Source organism: Leclercia sp. GHBNCSD, from assembly GCF_055805075.1.
Genome location: NZ_JBQVYO010000001.1, coordinates 2,428,250 through 2,451,028, shown reverse-complemented (window position 1 = coordinate 2,451,028; position 22,779 = coordinate 2,428,250). Strand labels below are relative to the sequence as shown.

At 52.8% G+C, this 22,779-nt stretch carries 22 protein-coding genes, 3 tRNA genes and 4 rRNA genes; 11 read left to right on the top strand and 18 right to left on the bottom strand.

What is annotated here, in order from left to right:
- Positions 1–107: 107 nt before the first annotated feature.
- From ACT3IC_RS11910 to ACT3IC_RS11890, 5 genes are all read left to right on the top strand, one after another.
- Complete coding sequence (locus tag ACT3IC_RS11910; RefSeq protein ID WP_103177248.1) at positions 108–329, top strand: lipoprotein; 222 nt, start codon at positions 108–110, stop codon at positions 327–329.
- Between the two features lie 366 nt (positions 330–695).
- Positions 696–1,721: an amino acid ABC transporter substrate-binding protein gene (locus ACT3IC_RS11905; protein WP_473477560.1), complete on the top strand. Its 1,026-nt coding sequence runs from the start codon at positions 696–698 to the stop codon at positions 1,719–1,721.
- Between the two features lie 68 nt (positions 1,722–1,789).
- A complete protein-coding gene (locus tag ACT3IC_RS11900) occupies positions 1,790–2,971 on the top strand; it encodes an amino acid ABC transporter permease (RefSeq protein WP_214422460.1) in 1,182 nt (393 codons plus the stop codon).
- A 9-nt stretch (positions 2,972–2,980) separates the two neighbouring features.
- Positions 2,981–4,084, top strand: coding sequence for an amino acid ABC transporter permease (locus ACT3IC_RS11895; protein WP_103177251.1), 1,104 nt, complete (start codon positions 2,981–2,983; stop codon positions 4,082–4,084).
- A 7-nt stretch (positions 4,085–4,091) separates the two neighbouring features.
- Positions 4,092–4,850 (top strand): amino acid ABC transporter ATP-binding protein, encoded by a 759-nt coding sequence (locus ACT3IC_RS11890; RefSeq protein ID WP_103177252.1) that lies wholly within the window; start codon positions 4,092–4,094, stop codon positions 4,848–4,850.
- Between the two features lie 102 nt (positions 4,851–4,952).
- Here the strand turns inward: ACT3IC_RS11890 and rrf (ACT3IC_RS11885) are convergent.
- The 7 genes from rrf (ACT3IC_RS11885) to ACT3IC_RS11855 form a co-directional block, all read right to left on the bottom strand.
- Positions 4,953–5,068: ribosomal RNA gene (gene rrf / locus ACT3IC_RS11885) — 5S ribosomal RNA — on the bottom strand.
- Between the two features lie 43 nt (positions 5,069–5,111).
- Positions 5,112–5,187, bottom strand: a tRNA-Thr gene (locus tag ACT3IC_RS11880).
- 14 nt (positions 5,188–5,201) lie between these two features.
- Positions 5,202–5,317: ribosomal RNA gene (gene rrf, locus ACT3IC_RS11875) — 5S ribosomal RNA — on the bottom strand.
- 195 nt (positions 5,318–5,512) lie between these two features.
- Positions 5,513–8,416, bottom strand: a 23S ribosomal RNA gene (locus tag ACT3IC_RS11870).
- Between the two features lie 195 nt (positions 8,417–8,611).
- Positions 8,612–8,687: transfer RNA gene (locus ACT3IC_RS11865), tRNA-Ala, on the bottom strand.
- Between the two features lie 105 nt (positions 8,688–8,792).
- Positions 8,793–8,869: transfer RNA gene (locus tag ACT3IC_RS11860), tRNA-Ile, on the bottom strand.
- 70 nt (positions 8,870–8,939) lie between these two features.
- Positions 8,940–10,479 (bottom strand): 16S ribosomal RNA (locus ACT3IC_RS11855).
- The 16S, 23S and 5S rRNA genes sit together here with 3 tRNA genes alongside, the layout of an rRNA operon.
- A 469-nt stretch (positions 10,480–10,948) precedes the next feature.
- Here ACT3IC_RS11855 and ACT3IC_RS11850 point away from each other — a divergent pair.
- On the top strand, positions 10,949–11,503 hold the full coding sequence (locus ACT3IC_RS11850; protein ID WP_103177253.1) for a gamma carbonic anhydrase family protein: 555 nt from the start codon (positions 10,949–10,951) through the stop codon (positions 11,501–11,503).
- On the opposite strand, the gene ACT3IC_RS11845 is transcribed toward ACT3IC_RS11850, so the two are convergent.
- Genes ACT3IC_RS11845 through dprA form a run of 6 tightly spaced genes read right to left on the bottom strand, consistent with a single transcriptional unit; the run spans position 11,479 to position 15,262 of the window.
- A complete protein-coding gene (locus tag ACT3IC_RS11845) occupies positions 11,479–11,727 on the bottom strand; it encodes a DUF1488 family protein (protein ID WP_103177254.1) in 249 nt (82 codons plus the stop codon). The genes ACT3IC_RS11850 and ACT3IC_RS11845 overlap by 25 nt on opposite strands.
- The gene (gene aroE / locus ACT3IC_RS11840) at positions 11,724–12,542 is read right to left on the bottom strand and encodes a shikimate dehydrogenase (RefSeq protein ID WP_156655293.1); all 819 of its coding nucleotides are present in this window, start codon (positions 12,540–12,542) and stop codon (positions 11,724–11,726) included. The genes ACT3IC_RS11845 and aroE overlap by 4 nt, the downstream gene beginning before the upstream one ends.
- 4 nt (positions 12,543–12,546) lie before the next feature.
- Positions 12,547–13,119, bottom strand: a complete 573-nt coding sequence (gene tsaC / locus ACT3IC_RS11835; protein ID WP_103177256.1) for an L-threonylcarbamoyladenylate synthase type 1 TsaC — start codon at positions 13,117–13,119, stop codon at positions 12,547–12,549.
- 4 nt (positions 13,120–13,123) lie between these two features.
- Positions 13,124–13,666, bottom strand: a complete 543-nt coding sequence (locus tag ACT3IC_RS11830; RefSeq protein WP_159340495.1) for a DNA topoisomerase family protein — start codon at positions 13,664–13,666, stop codon at positions 13,124–13,126.
- Positions 13,667–13,692: 26 nt separating this feature from the next.
- Positions 13,693–14,166 (bottom strand): DUF494 family protein Smg, encoded by a 474-nt coding sequence (gene smg / locus ACT3IC_RS11825; protein WP_039032055.1) that lies wholly within the window; start codon positions 14,164–14,166, stop codon positions 13,693–13,695.
- The gene (gene dprA, locus ACT3IC_RS11820) at positions 14,138–15,262 is read right to left on the bottom strand and encodes a DNA-protecting protein DprA (protein ID WP_103177258.1); all 1,125 of its coding nucleotides are present in this window, start codon (positions 15,260–15,262) and stop codon (positions 14,138–14,140) included. The genes smg and dprA overlap by 29 nt, the downstream gene beginning before the upstream one ends.
- A 127-nt stretch (positions 15,263–15,389) precedes the next feature.
- Between dprA and def the strand changes: the two genes are divergently transcribed.
- The 5 genes from def to mscL all read left to right on the top strand — a co-directional run bounded on the left by def (position 15,390) and on the right by mscL (position 20,175).
- Positions 15,390–15,899, top strand: a complete 510-nt coding sequence (gene def / locus ACT3IC_RS11815; RefSeq protein WP_039032057.1) for a peptide deformylase — start codon at positions 15,390–15,392, stop codon at positions 15,897–15,899.
- Positions 15,900–15,924: 25 nt separating this feature from the next.
- On the top strand, positions 15,925–16,872 hold the full coding sequence (gene fmt, locus ACT3IC_RS11810; RefSeq protein ID WP_473477552.1) for a methionyl-tRNA formyltransferase: 948 nt from the start codon (positions 15,925–15,927) through the stop codon (positions 16,870–16,872).
- Positions 16,873–16,924: 52 nt separating this feature from the next.
- The gene (gene rsmB, locus ACT3IC_RS11805) at positions 16,925–18,211 is read left to right on the top strand and encodes a 16S rRNA (cytosine(967)-C(5))-methyltransferase RsmB (protein ID WP_103180997.1); all 1,287 of its coding nucleotides are present in this window, start codon (positions 16,925–16,927) and stop codon (positions 18,209–18,211) included.
- Between the two features lie 22 nt (positions 18,212–18,233).
- Positions 18,234–19,610: a Trk system potassium transporter TrkA gene (gene trkA, locus ACT3IC_RS11800; RefSeq protein ID WP_103177260.1), complete on the top strand. Its 1,377-nt coding sequence runs from the start codon at positions 18,234–18,236 to the stop codon at positions 19,608–19,610.
- 148 nt (positions 19,611–19,758) lie between these two features.
- The gene (mscL, locus tag ACT3IC_RS11795; RefSeq protein WP_103177261.1) at positions 19,759–20,175 is read left to right on the top strand and encodes a large-conductance mechanosensitive channel protein MscL; all 417 of its coding nucleotides are present in this window, start codon (positions 19,759–19,761) and stop codon (positions 20,173–20,175) included.
- Here the strand turns inward: mscL and ACT3IC_RS11790 are convergent.
- The 5 genes from ACT3IC_RS11790 to ACT3IC_RS11770 all read right to left on the bottom strand — a co-directional run bounded on the left by ACT3IC_RS11790 (position 20,143) and on the right by ACT3IC_RS11770 (position 22,759).
- Positions 20,143–20,388, bottom strand: a complete 246-nt coding sequence (locus ACT3IC_RS11790) for an alternative ribosome-rescue factor A (protein WP_114388362.1) — start codon at positions 20,386–20,388, stop codon at positions 20,143–20,145. The two genes, mscL and ACT3IC_RS11790, sit on opposite strands and share 33 nt — an antisense overlap.
- A 55-nt stretch (positions 20,389–20,443) precedes the next feature.
- Positions 20,444–20,869: a Zn(2+)-responsive transcriptional regulator gene (zntR, locus tag ACT3IC_RS11785; protein ID WP_103825482.1), complete on the bottom strand. Its 426-nt coding sequence runs from the start codon at positions 20,867–20,869 to the stop codon at positions 20,444–20,446.
- A gap of 2 nt (positions 20,870–20,871) precedes the next feature.
- Positions 20,872–21,240 (bottom strand): DnaJ family domain-containing protein, encoded by a 369-nt coding sequence (locus tag ACT3IC_RS11780; RefSeq protein WP_114316547.1) that lies wholly within the window; start codon positions 21,238–21,240, stop codon positions 20,872–20,874.
- Positions 21,241–21,345: 105 nt separating this feature from the next.
- Positions 21,346–21,729 (bottom strand): 50S ribosomal protein L17, encoded by a 384-nt coding sequence (gene rplQ / locus ACT3IC_RS11775; RefSeq protein WP_001216368.1) that lies wholly within the window; start codon positions 21,727–21,729, stop codon positions 21,346–21,348.
- A 40-nt stretch (positions 21,730–21,769) separates the two neighbouring features.
- On the bottom strand, positions 21,770–22,759 hold the full coding sequence (locus ACT3IC_RS11770; RefSeq protein WP_002919219.1) for a DNA-directed RNA polymerase subunit alpha: 990 nt from the start codon (positions 22,757–22,759) through the stop codon (positions 21,770–21,772).
- Positions 22,760–22,779 lie beyond the last annotated feature (20 nt).

Sequence of the window (22,779 nt, the reverse complement as noted above, 5' to 3'; positions counted from 1 at the left end):
TATTGACGTTTCATGGCGAATTTGAAGCGGTGGTAAAATAGCCTCCAGCTTTGCAGAAGTCGTTACTGGTTATATCGCAAAGTTAGATTTCATTTTGAGGTAACACCATGAAAAGATTCATTTCGGTTGCACTCCTTGCCACGTTGCTTGCGGGCTGTGCACATGACTCACCGTGCGTACCGGTATACGACGATCAGGGCAGACTGGTTCACACCAATACCTGTATGAAAGGCACCACGCAGGATAACTGGGAAACCGCGGGGGCAATCGCAGGTGGCGCAGCGGCTTTAGCTGGCCTGACACTGGGTATCATTGCCGTGTCCAGGTAATCCAGAAAGTGCGGATCCGTCCGCGCTTTTGCTTTTTCATTGCAGATGAACAAATAAGCCTGAATGGGCCCACATCTTATTTTGTTTCTATTTTCCCGCTATTAACCCTCCGTTTTATTTCTCCCTTTACCCATCCATATTTTGCTCTGATTTGTGGCGCAGATTGTAATTCCGCACCATTTCAGGGCGATCGATTTAATTATCACTGCCTGCATCCTGCTTCACGCGTTGTGTAATCCCTTATGACGTTGAAAGCAAAAGCTGGCATTACGTTTGCTTTATTAACGTCGGCCACAGCCACAGACAGGTTAAAGCGTTTATAAACGCCTCACTATAACGATAATTTTTCGCTACACAGGATGCATTATGAAAAAGATGATGATGGCCAGCCTCGCCGCTGCAGGTGTGCTCATTACAATGACCGGCCAGGCTCAGGCGGGTGCCACTCTGGATGCAGTTAAACAAAAAGGGTTTGTGCAATGCGGGATCAGTGACGGTCTGCCGGGTTTCTCTTACGCCGACGCCAACGGTAAGTTCTCCGGTATTGATGTCGACGTGTGCCGTGGCGTTGCCGCTGCGGTATTTGGCGACGACACCAAAGTGAAATATACCCCGCTGACGGCGAAAGAGCGCTTTACTGCCCTGCAATCCGGCGAAGTGGATATGCTTTCGCGTAATACCACCTGGACCTCATCCCGTGATGCCGGGATGGGAATGACCTTTACCGGTGTCACCTATTACGACGGCATTGGTTTCCTGACGCACAATAAAGCGGGTCTCAAAAGTGCGAAGGAGCTGGATGGTGCCACCGTCTGTATTCAGGCGGGTACGGATACTGAACTGAATGTCGCCGACTATTTCAAAGCCAACAACATGAAATATACGCCAGTGACCTTTGACCGCTCTGACGAATCCGCCAAAGCGCTGGAGTCCGGCCGCTGCGATACCCTGGCCTCGGATCAGTCTCAGCTCTATGCGCTGCGGATCAAGCTGAGCAATCCGGCGGAATGGATCGTCCTGCCAGAAGTGATCTCCAAAGAGCCGCTGGGGCCGGTCGTCCGTCGCGGGGATGATGAATGGAACGCTGTTGTTCGCTGGACGCTGTTCGCCATGCTCAACGCGGAAGAGATGGGGGTCAACTCAAAGAACGTCGATGAGAAGGCGGCTAATCCGGCCACGCCTGATATGGCCCATCTGCTGGGCAAGGAAGGAGATTACGGCAAGGATCTGAAGCTGGATAATAAATGGGCGTACAACATCATTAAAAAGGTGGGTAACTACGCGGAGATCTTCGAGCGTAACGTTGGATCTGAGAGCGCGCTGAAGATCAGCCGTGGGCAGAACAACCTCTGGAACAATGGCGGCATTCAGTACGCGCCGCCAGTACGCTAAGCATCTTGCTGTAACGGGCACTGCCAGTGCAGTGCCCAGTCCAGAGTCATGGTTACCCGAGGTTTTATATGTTCCATCGCCGCTTAGCACTGAAAGGAGCTTTCTCCTTTTCTAATCCTGCGGTTCGCGCCTGGCTGTTTCAGATCCTCGCTGTTCTCGCTGTCCTGGCCGTCGCGATCTACCTGTTCCACAACACTGTTACCAACCTCAGCACACGCGGCATTACGTCGGGCTTTGCCTTCCTTGACCGTAGTGCAGGGTTTGGCATTGTTCAGCACTTAATTGATTACGGTGAAGGCGATACCTATGGCCGCGTATTCCTTGTCGGCCTGATGAATACCCTGCTGGTTTCAGCCTTATGCATTCTGTTTGCTTCTCTGCTGGGCTTTTTCCTCGGACTCGCGCGTCTCTCGGATAACTGGCTGCTGCGTAAGCTCTCCACGTTTTATATCGAGACCTTCCGTAACATTCCCCCGCTGCTGCAGATCTTCTTCTGGTATTTCGCCGTCCTGCGCAATCTGCCTGGCCCCCGTCAGGCGGTGGATGCGTTCGATCTGGCCTTTTTAAGCAACCGCGGTCTCTATATCCCCGCGCCGCAGATTGCCGAAGGGATGCTGGCATTGCTGGCCGCTCTGGCGTGCGCCATCTTGGTTTCCATTGCGCTGTTTCGCTACAACCGCATGCATCAGATTAAAACCGGGCAGCTACGGCGCACCTGGCCCGTCACCCTGGCTTTAGCAGTGATCCTGCCGTGGCTGGCGCATACAATAGCTGGCCCGGCAATGCACTGGGATGTTCCGCAGCTAAAGGGGTTTAACTTCCGCGGCGGCATGGTATTGATCCCGGAGCTGGCCGCCCTGACGCTGGCGCTCTCCATCTATACCTCGGCCTTTATCGCAGAAATTATTCGCGCCGGTATTCAGGCCGTTCCCCATGGTCAGCATGAAGCTGCTCGCTCCCTTGGGCTCCCGAATCCCGTCACCCTGCGCCAGGTCATCATCCCCCAGGCCCTACGGGTGATCATCCCTCCGCTGACCAGCCAGTATCTCAACATCGTGAAAAACTCCTCTCTCGCGGCGGCGATCGGCTATCCCGATATGGTCTCGTTGTTTGCCGGCACCGTTCTTAACCAGACCGGCCAGGCAATAGAAACCATTGCCATTACGATGTCGGTCTACCTGATTATCAGCCTGACCATTTCACTGTTGATGAACATCTACAACCGTCGTATCGCGCTGGTTGAACGCTAAGGAACCATGATGACAAAAGCGGTCTTGTCTCACCCTGCGCGTCCGGCCACAACCGGCAACGGACGCATCATTAACTGGGCTCGTAAAAACCTGTTCTCCAGCTGGAGCAACAGTTTGCTCACCCTGTTCTGCTTCTGGCTGATGTGGGAACTTATCCCGCCGCTCATTAACTGGGCATTTTTGCAGGCTAACTGGATCGGTACCACCCGCGCCGATTGCACAAAAGAGGGAGCGTGCTGGGTCTTTATTCATCAGCGCTTCGGCCAGTTTATGTATGGGCTCTATCCCCACGATCAGCGCTGGCGCATCAACCTTGCGCTGGTTATTGGGCTGCTCTCTGTCGTTCCCATGTTCTGGAAGAAGTTACCCCAACGGGGACGATACATCGCCTGTTGGGCGGTGATCTATCCCCTGCTCGTCTGGGGGCTGTTGTATGGCGGCGTGCTGGGGCTGGATCGCGTTGAAACCCGCCAGTGGGGCGGTCTGACGCTGACGCTCATTATCGCCTCGGTAGGGATTGCCGGCGCATTGCCATTAGGGATTTTACTGGCGCTGGGTCGCCGCTCAACCATGCCGGTCGTGCGCGTCCTCTCGGTAATTTTTATTGAGTTCTGGCGCGGCGTTCCGCTTATCACCGTGCTCTTTATGTCTTCCGTTATGCTGCCGCTGTTTATGGCGGAAGGCACTACCATCGACAAGCTGATCCGCGCCCTGGTCGGCGTCATTCTGTTCCAGTCTGCTTATGTCGCTGAGGTCGTGCGCGGCGGATTGCAGGCGCTCCCCAAGGGCCAGTATGAAGCAGCCGAATCGCTGGCGCTGGGTTACTGGAAAACGCAGGGACTGGTGATCCTTCCCCAGGCGCTGAAGCTGGTGATCCCGGGTCTGGTGAACACCATCATTGCGCTGTTTAAGGACACCAGTCTGGTGATCATTATTGGATTATTCGATCTGTTCAGTAGCGTGCAGCAGGCTACCGTCGACCCGGCGTGGCTGGGCATGTCGACAGAAGGCTACGTTTTTGCAGCCCTTATCTACTGGATTTTCTGTTTTAGCATGTCGCGCTACAGCCAGCATCTGGAAAAGCGCTTTAACACCGGGCGTACACCGCACTGAGGAACCTATGAGCCAGATAACTATGACCCCCGCTGACGCGATGATTACCCTGGATAATGTGAATAAGTGGTACGGGCAATTTCACGTTTTGAAAGACATTAACCTGAAGGTAAAGCAAGGCGAGCGCATCGTCCTTTGCGGGCCTTCAGGCTCGGGTAAATCAACAACGATCCGCTGTATCAACCATCTGGAAGAGCATCAGCAAGGCCGGATTGTGGTGGATGGTATCGAGCTGAATGACGACATCCGCAACGTTGAGCGTGTCCGCCAGGAGGTAGGCATGGTCTTCCAGCATTTCAATCTGTTCCCTCATCTGACCGTTCTGCAAAACTGCACCCTGGCGCCTGTCTGGGTCCGTAAGATGCCGAAAAAAGAAGCTGAGGCACTTGCCATGCACTATCTGGAGCGGGTACGCATTGCTGAACACGCCCATAAGTTTCCCGGGCAGATCTCGGGCGGGCAGCAGCAGCGCGTGGCCATTGCCCGCTCTCTGTGCATGAAACCTAAAATTATGCTGTTTGATGAGCCGACTTCAGCACTCGATCCCGAGATGGTGAAAGAGGTTCTGGATACGATGATAGGCTTGGCGGAATCGGGAATGACCATGCTCTGCGTCACGCACGAGATGGGCTTCGCCAGAACCGTTGCGGACCGGGTGATCTTTATGGATCGCGGAGAAATTGTTGAGCAGGCGCCGCCGGAAGAGTTCTTCTCTCACCCGAAATCAGAACGTACGCGCGCGTTTTTGTCGCAGGTTATCCACTAATGTTGATTGGCCCGGCGGCGCTGTACGCGCCGGGCCCTGTTTTTTTATGGTGCAGAAATGCAAAAAGGCCATCCTTTCGGATGGCCTTTTCACTTAATTGATGTCTGGCAGTTCCCTACTCTCGCATGGGGAGACCCCACACTACCATCGGCGCTACGGCGTTTCACTTCTGAGTTCGGCATGGGGTCAGGTGGGACCACCGCGCTACAGCCGCCAGACAAATTCTTTTACTTCTTGCCGAACTTTAACCTAAGTATAAAGTGGTGCTGATACCCAGAGTCGAACTGGGGACCTCACCCTTACCAAGGGTGCGCTCTACCAACTGAGCCATATCAGCACGCTAAATTTGATGCCTGGCAGTTCCCTACTCTCGCATGGGGAGACCCCACACTACCATCGGCGCTACGGCGTTTCACTTCTGAGTTCGGCATGGGGTCAGGTGGGACCACCGCGCTACAGCCGCCAGGCAAATTCTTGGTGCTCTGTACGCAATACTTTATCGCATCAGCCGCGTTGGCCGCGCTCGTAAAGTCAGTCACATACTTCAGTATGCTCCTTCCTTTCCTTCGCTTGCCGCCTTGCTGCTGCGCAAACTATTGTGTACTTAACTCTGAATCAATGCTGAAAATCTCTCAAACCCACCGAAACAGCTTCGGCGTTGTAAGGTTAAGCCTCACGGTTCATTAGTACCGGTTAGCTCAACGCATCGCTGCGCTTACACACCCGGCCTATCAACGTCGTCGTCTTCAACGTTCCTTCAGGACCCTTAAAGGGTCAGGGAGAACTCATCTCGGGGCAAGTTTCGTGCTTAGATGCTTTCAGCACTTATCTCTTCCGCATTTAGCTACCGGGCAGTGCCATTGGCATGACAACCCGAACACCAGTGATGCGTCCACTCCGGTCCTCTCGTACTAGGAGCAGCCCCCCTCAATTCTCCAGCGCCCACGGCAGATAGGGACCGAACTGTCTCACGACGTTCTAAACCCAGCTCGCGTACCACTTTAAATGGCGAACAGCCATACCCTTGGGACCTACTTCAGCCCCAGGATGTGATGAGCCGACATCGAGGTGCCAAACACCGCCGTCGATATGAACTCTTGGGCGGTATCAGCCTGTTATCCCCGGAGTACCTTTTATCCGTTGAGCGATGGCCCTTCCATACAGAACCACCGGATCACTATGACCTGCTTTCGCACCTGCTCGAGCCGTCACTCTCGCAGTCAAGCCAGCTTATGCCATTGCACTAACCTCCTGATGTCCGACCAGGATTAGCTGACCTTCGTGCTCCTCCGTTACTCTTTAGGAGGAGACCGCCCCAGTCAAACTACCCACCAGACACTGTCCGCAACCCGGATTACGGGTCTACGTTAGAACACCAGCCATTAAAGGGTGGTATTTCAAGGACGGCTCCACGCAGACTGGCGTCCACGCTTCAAAGCCTCCCACCTATCCTACACATCAAGGACCAGTGTTCAGTGTCAAGCTATAGTAAAGGTTCACGGGGTCTTTCCGTCTTGCCGCGGGTACACTGCATCTTCACAGCGATTTCAATTTCACTGAGTCTCGGGTGGAGACAGCCTGGCCATCATTACGCCATTCGTGCAGGTCGGAACTTACCCGACAAGGAATTTCGCTACCTTAGGACCGTTATAGTTACGGCCGCCGTTTACCGGGGCTTCGATCAAGAGCTTCGCCTTACAGCTAACCCCATCAATTAACCTTCCGGCACCGGGCAGGCGTCACACCGTATACGTCCACTTTCGTGTTTGCACAGTGCTGTGTTTTTAATAAACAGTTGCAGCCAGCTGGTATCTTCGACTGATTTCAGCTCCACCCGCAGGGGCTTCACCTACATATCAGCGTGCCTTCTCCCGAAGTTACGGCACCATTTTGCCTAGTTCCTTCACCCGAGTTCTCTCAAGCGCCTTGGTATTCTCTACCTGACCACCTGTGTCGGTTTGGGGTACGATTTGGTGTTACCTGATGCTTAGAGGCTTTTCCTGGAAGCAGGGCATTTGTTGCTTCAGCACCGTAGTGCCTCGTCATCACACCTCAGCGTTAACAAGGTACCGGATTTACCTGGAACCTCCGCCTACATGCTTAAACCGGGACAACCGTCGCCCGGCCAACATAGCCTTCTCCGTCCCCCCTTCGCAGTAACACCGAGTACAGGAATATTAACCTGTTTCCCATCGACTACGCCTTTCGGCCTCGCCTTAGGGGTCGACTCACCCTGCCCCGATTAACGTTGGACAGGAACCCTTGGTCTTCCGGCGAGCGGGCTTTTCACCCGCTTTATCGTTACTTATGTCAGCATTCGCACTTCTGATACCTCCAGCATGCCTCACAGCACACCTTCGCAGGCTTACAGAACGCTCCCCTACCCAACAACACATAGTGTCGCTGCCGCAGCTTCGGTGCATGGTTTAGCCCCGTTACATCTTCCGCGCAGGCCGACTCGACCAGTGAGCTATTACGCTTTCTTTAAATGATGGCTGCTTCTAAGCCAACATCCTGGCTGTCTGTGCCTTCCCACATCGTTTCCCACTTAACCATGACTTTGGGACCTTAGCTGGCGGTATGGGTTGTTTCCCTCTTCACGACGGACGTTAGCACCCGCCGTGTGTCTCCCGTGATAACATTCTCCGGTATTCGCAGTTTGCATCGGGTTGGTAAGCCGGGATGGCCCCCTAGCCGAAACAGTGCTCTACCCCCGGAGATGAATTCACGAGGCGCTACCTAAATAGCTTTCGGGGAGAACCAGCTATCTCCCGGTTTGATTGGCCTTTCACCCCCAGCCACAGGTCATCCGCTAATTTTTCAACATTAGTCGGTTCGGTCCTCCAGTTAGTGTTACCCAACCTTCAACCTGCCCATGGCTAGATCACCGGGTTTCGGGTCTATACCCTGCAACTTAACGCCCAGTTAAGACTCGGTTTCCCTTCGGCTCCCCTATACGGTTAACCTTGCTACAGAATATAAGTCGCTGACCCATTATACAAAAGGTACGCAGTCACACCCGAAGGTGCTCCCACTGCTTGTACGTACACGGTTTCAGGTTCTTTTTCACTCCCCTCGCCGGGGTTCTTTTCGCCTTTCCCTCACGGTACTGGTTCACTATCGGTCAGTCAGGAGTATTTAGCCTTGGAGGATGGTCCCCCCATATTCAGACAGGATACCACGTGTCCCGCCCTACTCTTCGAGTTCACAGCATGTGTGCTTTCGTGTACGGGAGTATCACCCTGTACCCTGCGACTTTCCAGACGCTTCCACTAACACACAAGCTGATTCAGACTCCGGGCTGCTCCCCGTTCGCTCGCCGCTACTGGGGGAATCTCGGTTGATTTCTTTTCCTCGGGGTACTTAGATGTTTCAGTTCCCCCGGTTCGCCTCGTTAGCCTATGTATTCAGCTAACGATAGTGCAACGGATTGCACTGGGTTTCCCCATTCGGACATCGCCGGGTCAAGGGTTCATATCACCTCGCCGGCGCTTTTCGCAGATTAGCACGTCCTTCATCGCCTCTGACTGCCAGGGCATCCACCGTGTACGCTTAGTCGCTTAACCTCACAACCCGAAGCTGTTTCACTTCGTGTTGTGAAAATTTGAGAGACTCGAACACACCTTCATCTGTTCTTATTACGGAGAACAGACACAGTGTGTCGTTTCAATTTTCAGCTTGATCCAGATTTTTAAAGAGCAAAACTTCGCAGCGCACCTTCGCAGGTACACTCTGAAGTTTTCAGGTTTTCGCAGTAAAGATGGTGGAGCTATGCGGGATCGAACCGCAGACCTCCTGCGTGCAAGGCAGGCGCTCTCCCAGCTGAGCTATAGCCCCATCGTGGTCTTCTCTGTACCGCCAATTTTTTCTGAGGCAAGGCGTGGTGACACGAAGCATACTGAAGTATGTGAGTGTCGCCGCAACGCAGCATCAGTAAAAATTTGGTAGGCCTGAGTGGACTTGAACCACCGACCTCACCCTTATCAGGGGTGCGCTCTAACCACCTGAGCTACAAGCCTGCAGAGATTTTTTACTGCTAATTTTCATCAGACAATCTGTGTGAGCACTGCAAAGGCAGGTTCTTTAAGGTAAGGAGGTGATCCAACCGCAGGTTCCCCTACGGTTACCTTGTTACGACTTCACCCCAGTCATGAATCACAAAGTGGTAAGCGCCCTCCCGAAGGTTAAGCTACCTACTTCTTTTGCAACCCACTCCCATGGTGTGACGGGCGGTGTGTACAAGGCCCGGGAACGTATTCACCGTAGCATTCTGATCTACGATTACTAGCGATTCCGACTTCATGGAGTCGAGTTGCAGACTCCAATCCGGACTACGACGCACTTTATGAGGTCCGCTTGCTCTCGCGAGGTCGCTTCTCTTTGTATGCGCCATTGTAGCACGTGTGTAGCCCTACTCGTAAGGGCCATGATGACTTGACGTCATCCCCACCTTCCTCCAGTTTATCACTGGCAGTCTCCTTTGAGTTCCCGGCCGGACCGCTGGCAACAAAGGATAAGGGTTGCGCTCGTTGCGGGACTTAACCCAACATTTCACAACACGAGCTGACGACAGCCATGCAGCACCTGTCTCAGAGTTCCCGAAGGCACCAAGCCATCTCTGGCAAGTTCTCTGGATGTCAAGAGTAGGTAAGGTTCTTCGCGTTGCATCGAATTAAACCACATGCTCCACCGCTTGTGCGGGCCCCCGTCAATTCATTTGAGTTTTAACCTTGCGGCCGTACTCCCCAGGCGGTCGACTTAACGCGTTAGCTCCGGAAGCCACGCCTCAAGGGCACAACCTCCAAGTCGACATCGTTTACGGCGTGGACTACCAGGGTATCTAATCCTGTTTGCTCCCCACGCTTTCGCACCTGAGCGTCAGTCTTTGTCCAGGGGGCCGCCTTCGCCACCGGTATTCCTCCAGATCTCTACGCATTTCACCGCTACACCTGGAATTCTACCCCCCTCTACAAGACTCAAGCCTGCCAGTTTCAAATGCAGTTCCCAGGTTGAGCCCGGGGATTTCACATCTGACTTAACAGACCGCCTGCGTGCGCTTTACGCCCAGTAATTCCGATTAACGCTTGCACCCTCCGTATTACCGCGGCTGCTGGCACGGAGTTAGCCGGTGCTTCTTCTGCGAGTAACGTCAATCACTGCGGTTATTAACCACAATGCCTTCCTCCTCGCTGAAAGTACTTTACAACCCGAAGGCCTTCTTCATACACGCGGCATGGCTGCATCAGGCTTGCGCCCATTGTGCAATATTCCCCACTGCTGCCTCCCGTAGGAGTCTGGACCGTGTCTCAGTTCCAGTGTGGCTGGTCATCCTCTCAGACCAGCTAGGGATCGTCGCCTAGGTGAGCCATTACCCCACCTACTAGCTAATCCCATCTGGGCACATCCGATGGCAAGAGGCCCGAAGGTCCCCCTCTTTGGTCTTGCGACATTATGCGGTATTAGCTACCGTTTCCAGTAGTTATCCCCCTCCATCAGGCAGTTTCCCAGACATTACTCACCCGTCCGCCACTCGTCACCCGAGAGCAAGCTCTCTGTGCTACCGTTCGACTTGCATGTGTTAGGCCTGCCGCCAGCGTTCAATCTGAGCCATGATCAAACTCTTCAATTTAAGTTTGATGCTCGTGAATTAAACTTCGTAATGAATTACGTGTTCACTCAGAGACTTGGTATTCATTTATTGTCCGAAGACATTAAGAATCCATGTCACTTTGAGTGCCCACACAGATTGTCTGATAAATTGTTAAAGAGCAGTGCAACGCGGCTTTCGCTCACCGTTGCGAGGTGGCGTATATTACGCTTTCCTCTTTCAGAGTCAAGCGATTATTTTCGCTTTTCTCCTCAACCGGCCCGGCTGTCTGTGTGAAGTGATTCACATCCGCCGTGTCGATGGAGGCGCATTATAGGGATCCCAGTTTTTAGCACAAGCATTTTTTCGATCTTTTCTTCTGACTGTTCTTTTTTCGTTCTTTCCGCTGAAATCCCATCCGATATGCTCAAATAATGACGTAACTGGCCCTTGATCAAGCTACGTATTAGGATCAAAGTCATCAAAAGAATGCACATCACTCGAGGTTGATATGTCTGCAGTACTCCGTCCCTATAAAGATCTTTTCCCAAAACAAGGCGATCGCGTCATGATCGACAGCAGTAGCGTGGTCATTGGCGATGTCCGGCTGGGTGATGATGTCAGTATCTGGCCGCTGGTTGCTATTCGTGGAGATGTGAATTACGTCGCCATTGGCGCCCGTACTAATATTCAGGATGGCAGCGTGCTGCATGTGACCCATAAATCTTCTTATAACCCTGAAGGTAATCCCCTGATCGTTGGTGAAGAGGTCACTGTCGGTCATAAAGTGATGTTGCACGGCTGCACGATCGGCAATCGCGTTCTGGTCGGCATGGGATCGATTTTGCTGGATGGTGTGGTAGTAGAAGATGACGTAATGATTGGTGCTGGCAGCCTGGTTCCGCAAAATAAGCGGCTCGAGAGCGGCTTTCTCTATTTAGGAAGTCCGGTAAAACAGATCCGCCCCCTGACGGAAGCGGAAATAGAAGGGTTAAAGTACTCAGCCAATAACTACGTTAAATGGAAGAATGATTATCTGGATCAGGAAAGCCAGAACCACCCTTGATCGTCCTCGTCCCCCTTGCGGATCGCATCGCTGGCTTCTTCTTCCAGATCCCAGCGATGTTCACGAAACATCTCAATTGGCAGGCCATCGCCAAAACGACGCGCCAGCGTTCTTCCTTCAATGGCACACATCATTTGCATGCCATTTACCAGCGCGGGAAAACAGACTGCCTGTTTGTCTTCATCCCAGCTTTCTCGATCCGGGAACTGGATCGCCTGGTTCATGCCGATAGCTCCAGTTTGAGTTTTTCAATGACCGGCTCCACTTCCGGCAGCACGCCGTGCCAGAGCATCACCGCATGCGCGGCCTGCCCCACCAGCATCCCCAATCCATCAGCCACACGTTTTGCGCCTTGCCGTTCACACCAGCTCAGAAAAGGCGTTTTGCCTTTCTGATAGAACATGTCATAGCAATTAACCTGTCCATTGATCAATGACGCCGGAATGGCGGGAACGTCGCCACCAATGCCGCTTGAGGTCGCATTAACGATCAGATCAAACTCATGGCCGTGTAACGCGTCCAGGGCGACCGCATGAATACTGCCAGTGTGGGCAAACAGAGCGGCCAACTCTTCTGCCCGGGAGTAAGTACGATTCGTAATGGTTACTGCGCAATCCAGGGAGAGCAGAGGTAAAATCACACCTCGCGCCGCGCCGCCCGCGCCAATCAAAAGGATACGCGCGCCAGGTTTGATAAATGACAGACGTTCCAGATCGCTCAGCAGGCCAATGCCATCAGTGTTGTCTCCCAGAATTCGGCCATCTTCAAGCCGCTTGAGCGTATTCACAGCTCCCGCAAGAGAGGCGCGCTCTGTTAACTCATCGGCACGCCCGAATGCCTCTTCTTTAAAAGGTACTGTGACATTCGCCCCTTTTCCGCCACCAGCAAAAAAAGCCTCCAGCGTCGTCACAAAGGCATCAATGGGTGCAAGCACTCGGCCATAAGGGTGATCGATATGCAACTGCTGGGCGAACTGTTGGTGAATAAACGGCGATTTGCTATGCGCAACTGGATTACCAAAAACGGCGTACGCTTCCATCTGATTACCCCTGGCGAAAAAGTTCGCCGGTCAAAGCATCACGAATTTCTGACGGGTTCAGGCGACCACCGGTTTCACCGATGACCACCGGGAACTCACTACCAAACTGCGCTGACACCTCTTCTGCAGTGCGGCAAGGAGGCAATCCCGTCAGATTGGCGCTGGTAGAGACCAGCGGTTTACCAAAGCGATTACATAGCTCGATGACTAATGGATGGTCCGTCACGCGAACAGCAAGGGAGTCAAAACGCCCCGTCAGCCATCGAGGCGTTGTCGGCAGCGCCGGAAACACAAACGTTACCGGCCCAGGCCAGGAGGAGAAAATGGTTTCACGCTGCGCTGACGTCAACATGGAATCATCTATATAAGGTTTAAGCTGTTCAAAACTGGCGGCGATAAGAATCAGCCCTTTTTCTACCGGGCGCTGTTTAAGCGTTAAGAGACGTGTTACGGCTACTTCGCTGTCGGGATCGCATCCCACCCCAAAAACCGCTTCTGTTGGATAGGCGATGACTTCTTCATTTTTCAGCACATCCACTGCATGCGCAACGGAGCCTGACTGCAGGTTATTCTTCACTTTTTTATTCCGCCGAAACCGGCTTTCCACATTGTTTACTGGCGCAGAAGCGCTTCATACCTTGCGCCGTTTTTTTCTCGATAAGTAGCGGGTAATGGCACTCAGGGCAGCTGCCCGCCACCGGTTTGAAATTGGTAACAAACTGACATTCAGGATAGCGATCGCAGGAGTGGAATGTCTTACCATAGCGTGAACGGCGTTGCACGAGATGCCCGCTGCCGCATTGCGGGCAGGCTACGGCTGTTTCATCAGGTTTATCGATTTGTTCGGTGTGATGACATTCGGGATAGCGACTACAGCCGATAAACATGCCAAAACGCCCCTGGCGCAGCGCCAGATCGCCGCCGCATTGCGGGCAGGCTTGTCCCTCCAGAATCTTAACAATATGCCCGTCCGCCTGATTTTTCAGGGGACGGACATAATCACATTCTGGATAGTGTGAACAACCGAGAAACGGCCCGTGTTTACCGGACCGGATAACAAGTTCTGCCCCACACTGCGGGCAGGACTCATGTTTACGCACCGTAAATAGTGCTGATTTGGTCATAACAACTCTTGGTGCTGCAAAATGAATTAATGCAGCATACCTTCATTCACTTCAAAGAGTAATTCTTCCATTTGCTGATAGGCATTTTCACACCCTGGAATATTGAACAGAACCATCAGGATGACCCACTTCAGGTCCTCCAGCTCAAATTCTGCGGTATCCAGCGCCATGACGCGCTCTATCACCATTTCTCGTGTTTCGAGGTTCAGCACCTGAATCTGCTCAAGGAATAAGATAAATCCCCGGCAACTGGCATCCAGCCTTTCACACTCTTCAGCCGTATAGATGCGTACAGACAGTGGATCGGAAACTAACTGCATCGGTTCGGCAAGGCCTTCCTGATAATCAGCCAGTTTTTCCAGCCATATTAACGCGTTGTAGATATCTTCCCGTTCGAAACCTGCATCGGTGAGATCGCGTGTGAGTTTGTCCTGATCCACGCGTGCTTCAGCTTCGTTATGGATGTAAGTCTCAAACAAATACATGAGTACGTCGAACATGGCTTGCCCTCCTTAATCGGACATAGCCGCCGGGTACAGCTGCGATCCATCCTGCTAACTCCAGTTCGAGTAGCTGTGCTACGGTTACTGGCACAGGTTGGCCGGCACGTTCAGCGACAACGTCAACAGGTGTTACCTCATCTCCTACGTTAGCCAGGAGCTCAGGAAATGGCAATGCTACCTGGTCCTGATCTGAAGAATAAAGCCAATTTTTGGGATCCTCTGGCAGCCAGTTCAGTCCGTTTTGCAACGTTTCCAGAATATCTTCTGCCGTTGTCACGGGAGTCGCCCCTTGCTTTATTAACCAGTGAGGACCTTCACTCCCCGGGTTGCCAATGGCTCCCGGTAATGCAAAGACCTCACGCCCCTGCTCAAGGGCGCATTTGGCGGTAACGAGAGAACCGCTTCTTATCATCGCTTCGATTACGAACACCCCCAGGCTGAGGCCGCTAATGATGCGGTTACGTCGCGGGAAATTACCCTGCCAGGGAGGCGTCGCGAGTGAAAACTCAGAGATCACTGCACCGCCGCTTTCAACAAGACGCATGGCCAGCGACGAATGGCGGCGGGGATAGACATCCGCCAGACCGTTACCCAGCACCGCGACGCTTTTGCCTTTAACGTTGAGCGCAGCGCGATGCGCTATACCATCGATGCCGCAGGCCAGTCCGCTGGTAATCGTCAGTCCCGCCTGGGCTAGCTGCTCACAAAGCACTTTTCCCCAACGCTCTCCATACCAGGAGTGAGAACGGCTGCCGACCACGGCAAGTTGCAGACTCGACAGCACGGAGGGCTCCCCCTTAACAAACAAAGCCCCAGGGTAATCGGCAATAGCGCGAAGCTGCCCTGGATAGAGGGCATTATCCGCACATATCAGATAATGGTCCTGTCCGGCCAGCCAGGCCATACTGCGGTCGAGTTCCCGCGGTGAAAACGATAAAAACTTCTCCTTTTGCCTGTGGGTGAGCCCCCTTTCCACCAGCAGAGCACCATCAATATGGGATTCGCGCTGCAGCTGCTGCGCTATCGCCACCATCTTGTCGCCGTACAACTCTCCGGTGCTTATCAGGCGTAGCCAAATCTCTGTGGATGTCATCCTTTCCCCTGCCAGAAGCCGCTATAGCAATCTTTGCGATTGGTCACTGATGCTGTCAATCAGAGGGGGTTTTGTCTAGAATAGAGGTTATATTCTTATCAACTCCTGAATACGACTCTGGAAATATATGGCAGTTTTGCAAGTGTTACATATTCCGGACGAGCGCCTTCGCAAAGTCGCCGAGCCGGTTAAAGAAGTGAATGCAGAAACTCAACGTATCATTGATGATATGTTCGATACAATGTACGCCGAAGAAGGCATCGGTCTCGCGGCGACTCAGGTGGATATTCACCAGCGCATCATTGTGATCGACGTTTCTGAGAACCGCGACGGGCGCCTGGTATTAATCAATCCGGAGCTTCTGGAAAAAAGCGGTGAAACCGGTATCGAAGAAGGCTGCCTCTCTATCCCTGAGCAGCGAGCACTGGTACCGCGTGCAGAAAAAGTCAAAATCCGCGCGCTTGATCGCGACGGTAAGCCGTTCGAACTGGAAGCGGATGATCTGCTGGCCATCTGCATTCAGCATGAGATGGATCATCTGGTCGGTAAACTGTTTATCGATTATCTCTCTCCACTGAAGCAGCAGCGTATTCGTCAGAAAGTAGAGAAACTGGATCGCATGCGCGCTCGCGCTTAATGTGACCCCGGATACAAGGAATAACGTGTCTACATCACTACGTATCATCTTTGCAGGAACACCTGACTTTGCAGCGCGTCATCTCGACGCGCTGTTGTCGTCTGGCCATAAGGTTGTGGGCGTGTTTACTCAGCCCGATCGTCCGGCAGGCCGGGGTAAAAAATTGATGCCGAGCCCGGTAAAAGTCCTGGCTGAAGAGCACGGTTTACCGGTCTTTCAGCCTGCTTCGTTACGGCCGCAGGAAAATCAGCAGCTGGTTGCTCAGTTAAATGCAGATGTCATGGTGGTTGTGGCGTATGGCCTCATCCTGCCGAAAGCGGTGCTTGATATGCCGCGTCTGGGCTGCATTAATGTTCACGGTTCACTTCTCCCACGTTGGCGTGGCGCAGCGCCGATCCAGCGTTCATTGTGGGCTGGCGATGCCGATACTGGCGTGACGATTATGCAAATGGACGTAGGGCTGGATACTGGCGACATGCTGTATAAGCTCTCTTGTCCTATTACCGCCGAAGATACCAGTGCCACCCTGTATGACAAACTGGCAGAGCTTGGGCCAAAAGGGCTGATTGATACACTGCAACAGCTTGCAGAGAATCGGGCTCAACCAGAAGTTCAGGACGAAGCATTAGTGACCCATGCTGAAAAGCTCAGCAAAGAAGAGGCCCGCCTCGACTGGACTCTCCCTGCTGCTCAGCTTGAACGCTGTATTCGGGCTTTCAATCCATGGCCAATGAGTTGGCTTGAGATAGACGGACAGCCGGTGAAGGTATGGAAGGCCTCTGTGATTGATGGCCAAACTCACGCTGCCCCTGGAACAATCATTACAGCCAGTAAACAGGGTATTCAGGTCGCGACAGTTGAAGGGATCCTTAATCTGGAATCCTTACAACCAGCAGGTAAAAAAGCCATGAGCGCGCAGGACCTTCTTAACTCCCGCCGTGAATGGTTTACCCCTGGCAACAGTCTCGCCTGAGATCATTTCAAATTAAGGCCCGGTGTTTCCGGGCATTTTTATTTTTGCGGTTATGAAAAAACAAAATTTACGCAGCCTGGCAGCACAGGCGATTGAGCAAGTGGTCGAGCAGGGTCAGTCCCTGAGCAATGTCCTGCCACCGTTACAGCAAAAGGTTTCCGATAAAGATAAGTCGCTGCTTCAGGAGTTGTGCTTTGGTGTTCTGCGCACGTTACCCCAGATGGAGTGGCTGATCGGAAAACTTATGGCGCGCCCGATGGCGGGCAAGCAACGCGTCATTCACTACCTGATCATGGTCGGCTTCTATCAGCTGCTGCATACCCGTATTCCACCTCATGCCGCACTGGCAGAGACCGTAGAAGGCGCAGTTGCGGTAAAACGCCCGCAGCTGAAAGGATTGATCAACGGCGTGTTGCGACAGTTCCAGCGCCAGCAAGATGAATTGCTGGCTGAGTTCGCCCGCACGGAAAAACGTTTCCTGCATCCTGACTGGTTATTAAAGCGATTGCAAAAAGCCTATCCTGAGCAGTGGGAAGCGCTAATTAATGCCAATAACCAGCGTCCACCTATGTGGCTACGCGTTAACCGCAATCACCACACCCGGGACGCCTGGCTGGCGCTACTGGAAGAGGCCGGAATGACCGGGTTCCCTCATCCTGAATACAGCGATGCAGTGCGTCTGGCGGCCCCTGCACCGGTACATGCTCTGCCTGGCTTTGAACAGGGCTGGGTTACCGTTCAGGACGCTTCAGCCCAGGGTTGCATGACCTGGCTTGAGCCGCAGAATGGCGAGCGGATCCTCGATCTTTGCGCCGCGCCAGGCGGTAAAACGACACATATTCTGGAGGTCGCTCCGCAGGCTAACGTGATGGCTGTCGACGTTGACGAACAGCGTCTTTCTCGTGTCTACGATAATCTCAAACGTCTGGGTATGAAGGCGGAAGTTAAGCAGGGTGACGGGCGTACCCCTGGGCAGTGGTGCGGGGATGAGCAGTTCGATCGCATTTTACTGGATGCCCCTTGCTCAGCGACCGGCGTTATCCGCCGCCATCCGGATATCAAATGGTTGCGCCGCGATCGGGATATCAACGAACTGGCACAGTTGCAGTCAGAGATCCTCGACGCTATCTGGCCGCATCTGAAAACAGGCGGGACGCTGGTTTATGCCACCTGTTCTGTTCTGCCGGAAGAGAATAGCCAGCAGATCGCCGCGTTCCTGAAGCGCACACCTGATGCCCGCCTGCATCTGACCGGCACACCAGAACTGCCCGGCAAGCAAAACCTGCCAGGGGCAGAAGAAGGCGACGGTTTCTTTTACGCTAAGCTAATCAAAGAGTGATGTTGATAACGGGTCACAAGATATGAAGATAATCATTCTGGGCGCGGGGCAGGTAGGCGGTACGCTGGCAGAAAACCTGGTCGGTGAGAATAACGACATCACTATCGTTGATACCAATGGCGATCGTCTGCGCGGCCTGCAGGATAAATTCGATCTGCGCGTGGTTCAGGGGCATGGCTCTCACCCACGAGTGTTGCGTGAAGCCGGAGCGGATGACGCAGATATGCTGGTTGCTGTCACCAGTTCTGATGAAACGAATATGGTGGCCTGTCAGGTGGCCTATTCGTTATTTAATACCCCAAACCGAATCGCGCGTATACGTTCGCCGGATTACGTTCGTGATGCCGATAAGTTGTTTCAGTCCGATGCGGTGCCAATCGACCACTTAATCGCGCCGGAACAGCTGGTTATCGACAGTATTTACCGCCTGATTGAATACCCGGGCGCACTGCAGGTAGTCAACTTCGCAGAGGGCAAGGTCAGTCTTGCGGTAGTAAAAGCCTACTATGGCGGCCCGCTGATCGGTAACGCACTCTCTACGATGCGCGAACATATGCCGCACATCGATACGCGCGTCGCCGCGATTTTCCGTCATGACCGCCCTATTCGTCCCCAAGGCTCTACCATTGTCGAAGCTGGTGACGAGGTCTTCTTTATCGCCGCGTCACAGCACATCCGTGCGGTAATGAGCGAGCTTCAGCGACTGGAAAAACCCTATAAGCGCATCATGCTGGTCGGGGGCGGTAATATCGGCGCTGGCCTGGCCCGGCAGCTGGAAAAAGACTACAGCGTAAAATTGATCGAACGGGATCAACAGCGCGCCGCTGAACTGGCAGAAAAACTGCAAAATACGATCGTTTTCTATGGCGATGCGTCGGATCAGGAGCTGCTTGCCGAAGAGCATATCGATCAGGTTGATCTTTTCATTGCTGTTACCAACGACGACGAAGCCAACATCATGTCAGCGATGCTGGCAAAACGGATGGGTGCGAAGAAGGTCATGGTGCTTATCCAGCGCAAAGCCTATGTCGATCTGGTGCAGGGAAGCGTTATCGATATTGCGATTTCGCCGCAACAGGCCACTATCTCTGCCCTGCTGAGTCACGTGCGAAAAGCGGATATCGTTGGCGTTTCTTCCCTCCGTCGTGGAGTGGCAGAAGCTATAGAAGCCGTGGCGCATGGCGACGAAAGCACGTCCCGTGTGGTTGGGCGTACCATCGATGAGATTAAACTCCCGCCGGGCACTATCATTGGTGCAGTGGTGCGGGGTAACGATGTCATGATCGCTAATGACAATCTACGCATTGAGCAGGGCGATCACGTTATTATGTTCCTGACAGACAAAAAGTTTATTACCGACGTCGAGCGCTTATTCCAGCCAAGTCCTTTCTTCCTCTGACGCTTGCAAAGGTGCTGTTTTCAGCACCTTTTCTTTTTAACCCAATAATATGTAAGGGTTATATTTCTGTGACGTATGTCTCTCTTCAATGGCAATCCGCTAATGATTTGTTAGACTTGTATTTGTCAGCTGGCACAAGGAGAACAAAATGAGTTTTATTAAAGAATTTCGCGAATTTGCGATGCGCGGAAACGTAGTGGATTTGGCTGTGGGTGTGATTATTGGTGCGGCGTTTGGCAAGATCGTTTCATCACTGGTTGCGGATATCATCATGCCACCACTGGGCCTTTTAATTGGCGGAATAGATTTCAAGCAATTCGCCATAACGCTGCGGGAAGCTCAAGGTGATGTCCCTGCGGTGGTAATGCACTATGGCGTGTTTATTCAAAACGTATTTGATTTCATGATTGTTGCTTTCGCCATCTTTATGGCCATTAAGCTCATCAACAAATTAAACCGTAAGAAAAAAGAAGAACCGGCTGCGCCGCCAGCCCCATCGAAAGAAGAAGTGCTGCTTACTGAAATTCGTGACTTACTGAAAGCGCAGAACAACCGCACTTTGTAAGCCACTCAAAGCAAGAAGGCCAGTGGTAAGAAAGCGATTCGCTTGCTTGCCACTGGCCTCCCAGTTACCCCGTTTTGCATGTTTAGTTTTGCGCAGATAACTTCCTTTCCCTTTCTTGTTCTTCTCGATTCGCTGTCTGAATAAAGGATCATGCAGTAACGCCTCAATGGCATTGTCGTTGATCTGACCTTTCTTGTGTTGATAATGGCTCATACTTTCTCCAGTGTTCAAAATATCGACGCGAGTTTAGAAGGTGCTGACAATAAAATCAACATCCGCGAGACTCGCCATTCGCCCCTTGTTCAAGGGTTTCCAGAATAGAACAGTAAACGCTGCTATGTGCAGTACCGCAACAGGCATCGTTCAACCGCTGTAAAGAGAGCCGCATGGTTTGAAGCTCTTCGATGCGCGCCTCGACTTCACTCAATCTCGCCTGCACAATACTTTTTGATTCCTGGCAGGTGTGATGCTCGGGATCGATACGGATCGACAGTAGCTCGCGGATCGATTCCAGGGTAAACCCCAGCTGTCGCGCATGACGAATAAACTTAAGGCGCTGAAGATCCCGGTCGGTATAAAGCCGGAAGCCCCCTTCAGTGCGTATCTCATGTTCCATCATCTGCTGCTTTTCGTAATAACGAATAGTATCAGGGGTAACCTCAGCCAGCTTAGCAAGCTCACCAATACGATACATCGCTACTCCTCCTTCATTTTTTGCATTAGACGTTCAGCATAATCCCCGCGCAGAAACTCCGTACTCGCTCCCGCCTGGCGCAGCTTTAGTTCCAGAAGGGCGAGACGGCGGGCGTAATCCGCATGCGCTGCAGTTCCCTCTTTGACTGTGGTGAGCAAGTGAGACAGTTCGATCGCCTCTTTACGCTGTTCAAGTTCAGGAGGGAGGCAACCCGCGTTTTTCAACATGCGGTAGGCCGCTCGCAGCTCTGGGGGAACATGTGAATCATCATCCAGTTTCAGCGGCTGGCCACTGCCGGGCAGGTCATCGAATTCACCCTGGCGCTGGGCATCCAGGATATGTCGTTCTGCCCATTGGTCCAATAACCACATAGCAAAACTCCAGAGAGTAGGAAAAGAATAAGAGTAGTGTAGAAAATGGGGATTCAGCGGATATAAAAAAACCCGCCGGAGCGGGTTTTTTTACGTTACTGCAGATTACTCTGCAGCAGCTTCTGCTTTCTCTGAACGATCAACCAGCTCGATGTAAGCCATCGGAGCGTTGTCGCCTGCACGGAAGCCACACTTCAGAATACGAGTGTAACCACCGGCACGGCTCGCGAAACGCGGGCCCAGTTCGTTAAACAGTTTTGCCACGATCTCGTTATCACGAGTGCGGGCGAATGCCAGACGACGATTAGCAACGCTGTCAGTCTTGGCAAGAGTAATCAGCGGCTCAACTACGCGACGCAGCTCTTTCGCTTTAGGCAGGGTCGTCTTGATGATTTCATGACGAACCAGTGAACCTGCCATGTTGCGGAACATAGCCTGGCGATGGCTGCTGTTGCGGTTCAGTTGACGACCACTCTTACGATGGCGCATGACCTTATCCTTCTCAGTAAAACCTTAACCTGTGATCCGGTTACTCGTCAGCAATGCTTGCTGGTGGCCAGTTTTCCAGGCGCATGCCCAGAGACAGACCACGTGAAGCCAGCACGTCTTTAATCTCAGTAAGAGATTTTTTACCCAGGTTCGGCGTTTTCAGCAACTCAACCTCGGTACGCTGTACCAGATCACCGATATAGTGGATAGCTTCTGCCTTGAGGCAGTTAGCAGAGCGGACAGTCAATTCCAGATCGTCAACAGGGCGCAGCAGGATCGGATCGAATTCTGGTTTCTCTTCTTTCACTTCCGGCTGACGTACATCACGTAAGTCAACGAAAGCTTCCAGTTGTTCTGCCAGGATGGTTGCCGCACGACGAATCGCCTCTTCAGGATCGATTGTGCCGTTGGTTTCCATTTCGATGACCAGCTTGTCCAGGTCGGTACGCTGTTCTACACGCGCTGCTTCAACATTGTAGGCAATACGCTCTACAGGGCTGTAGCATGCGTCGACCAGCAGACGGCCGATTGGGCGCTCATCTTCTTCCGAATGAATTCGGGCAGAAGCCGGCACATAACCACGACCGCGCTGAACTTTGATACGCATGCTGATAGCTGCGTTCTCATCGGTCAGGTGGCAGATCACGTGCTGCGGCTTGACGATTTCAACATCACCGTCGTGGGTGATGTCGGCTGCAGTCACAGGGCCAATGCCAGATTTATTCAGAGTAAGAATAACTTCATCTTTACCCTGAACTCTCACCGCCAGCCCTTTCAGGTTGAGCAGGATTTCAAGGATATCTTCCTGAACGCCTTCTTTGGTGCTGTACTCATGAAGTACACCATCAATCTCAACCTCGGTCACCGCGCAACCCGGCATCGATGAGAGCAGAATACGGCGCAGTGCGTTACCCAGAGTATGGCCAAAGCCACGCTCTAAAGGCTCAAGGGTCACCTTGGCGTGCGTCGAACTCACTTGCTCGATATCTACCAGGCGCGGTTTTAGAAACTCTGTCACAGAACCCTGCATTGTGTCCTCTCTTTGGTACT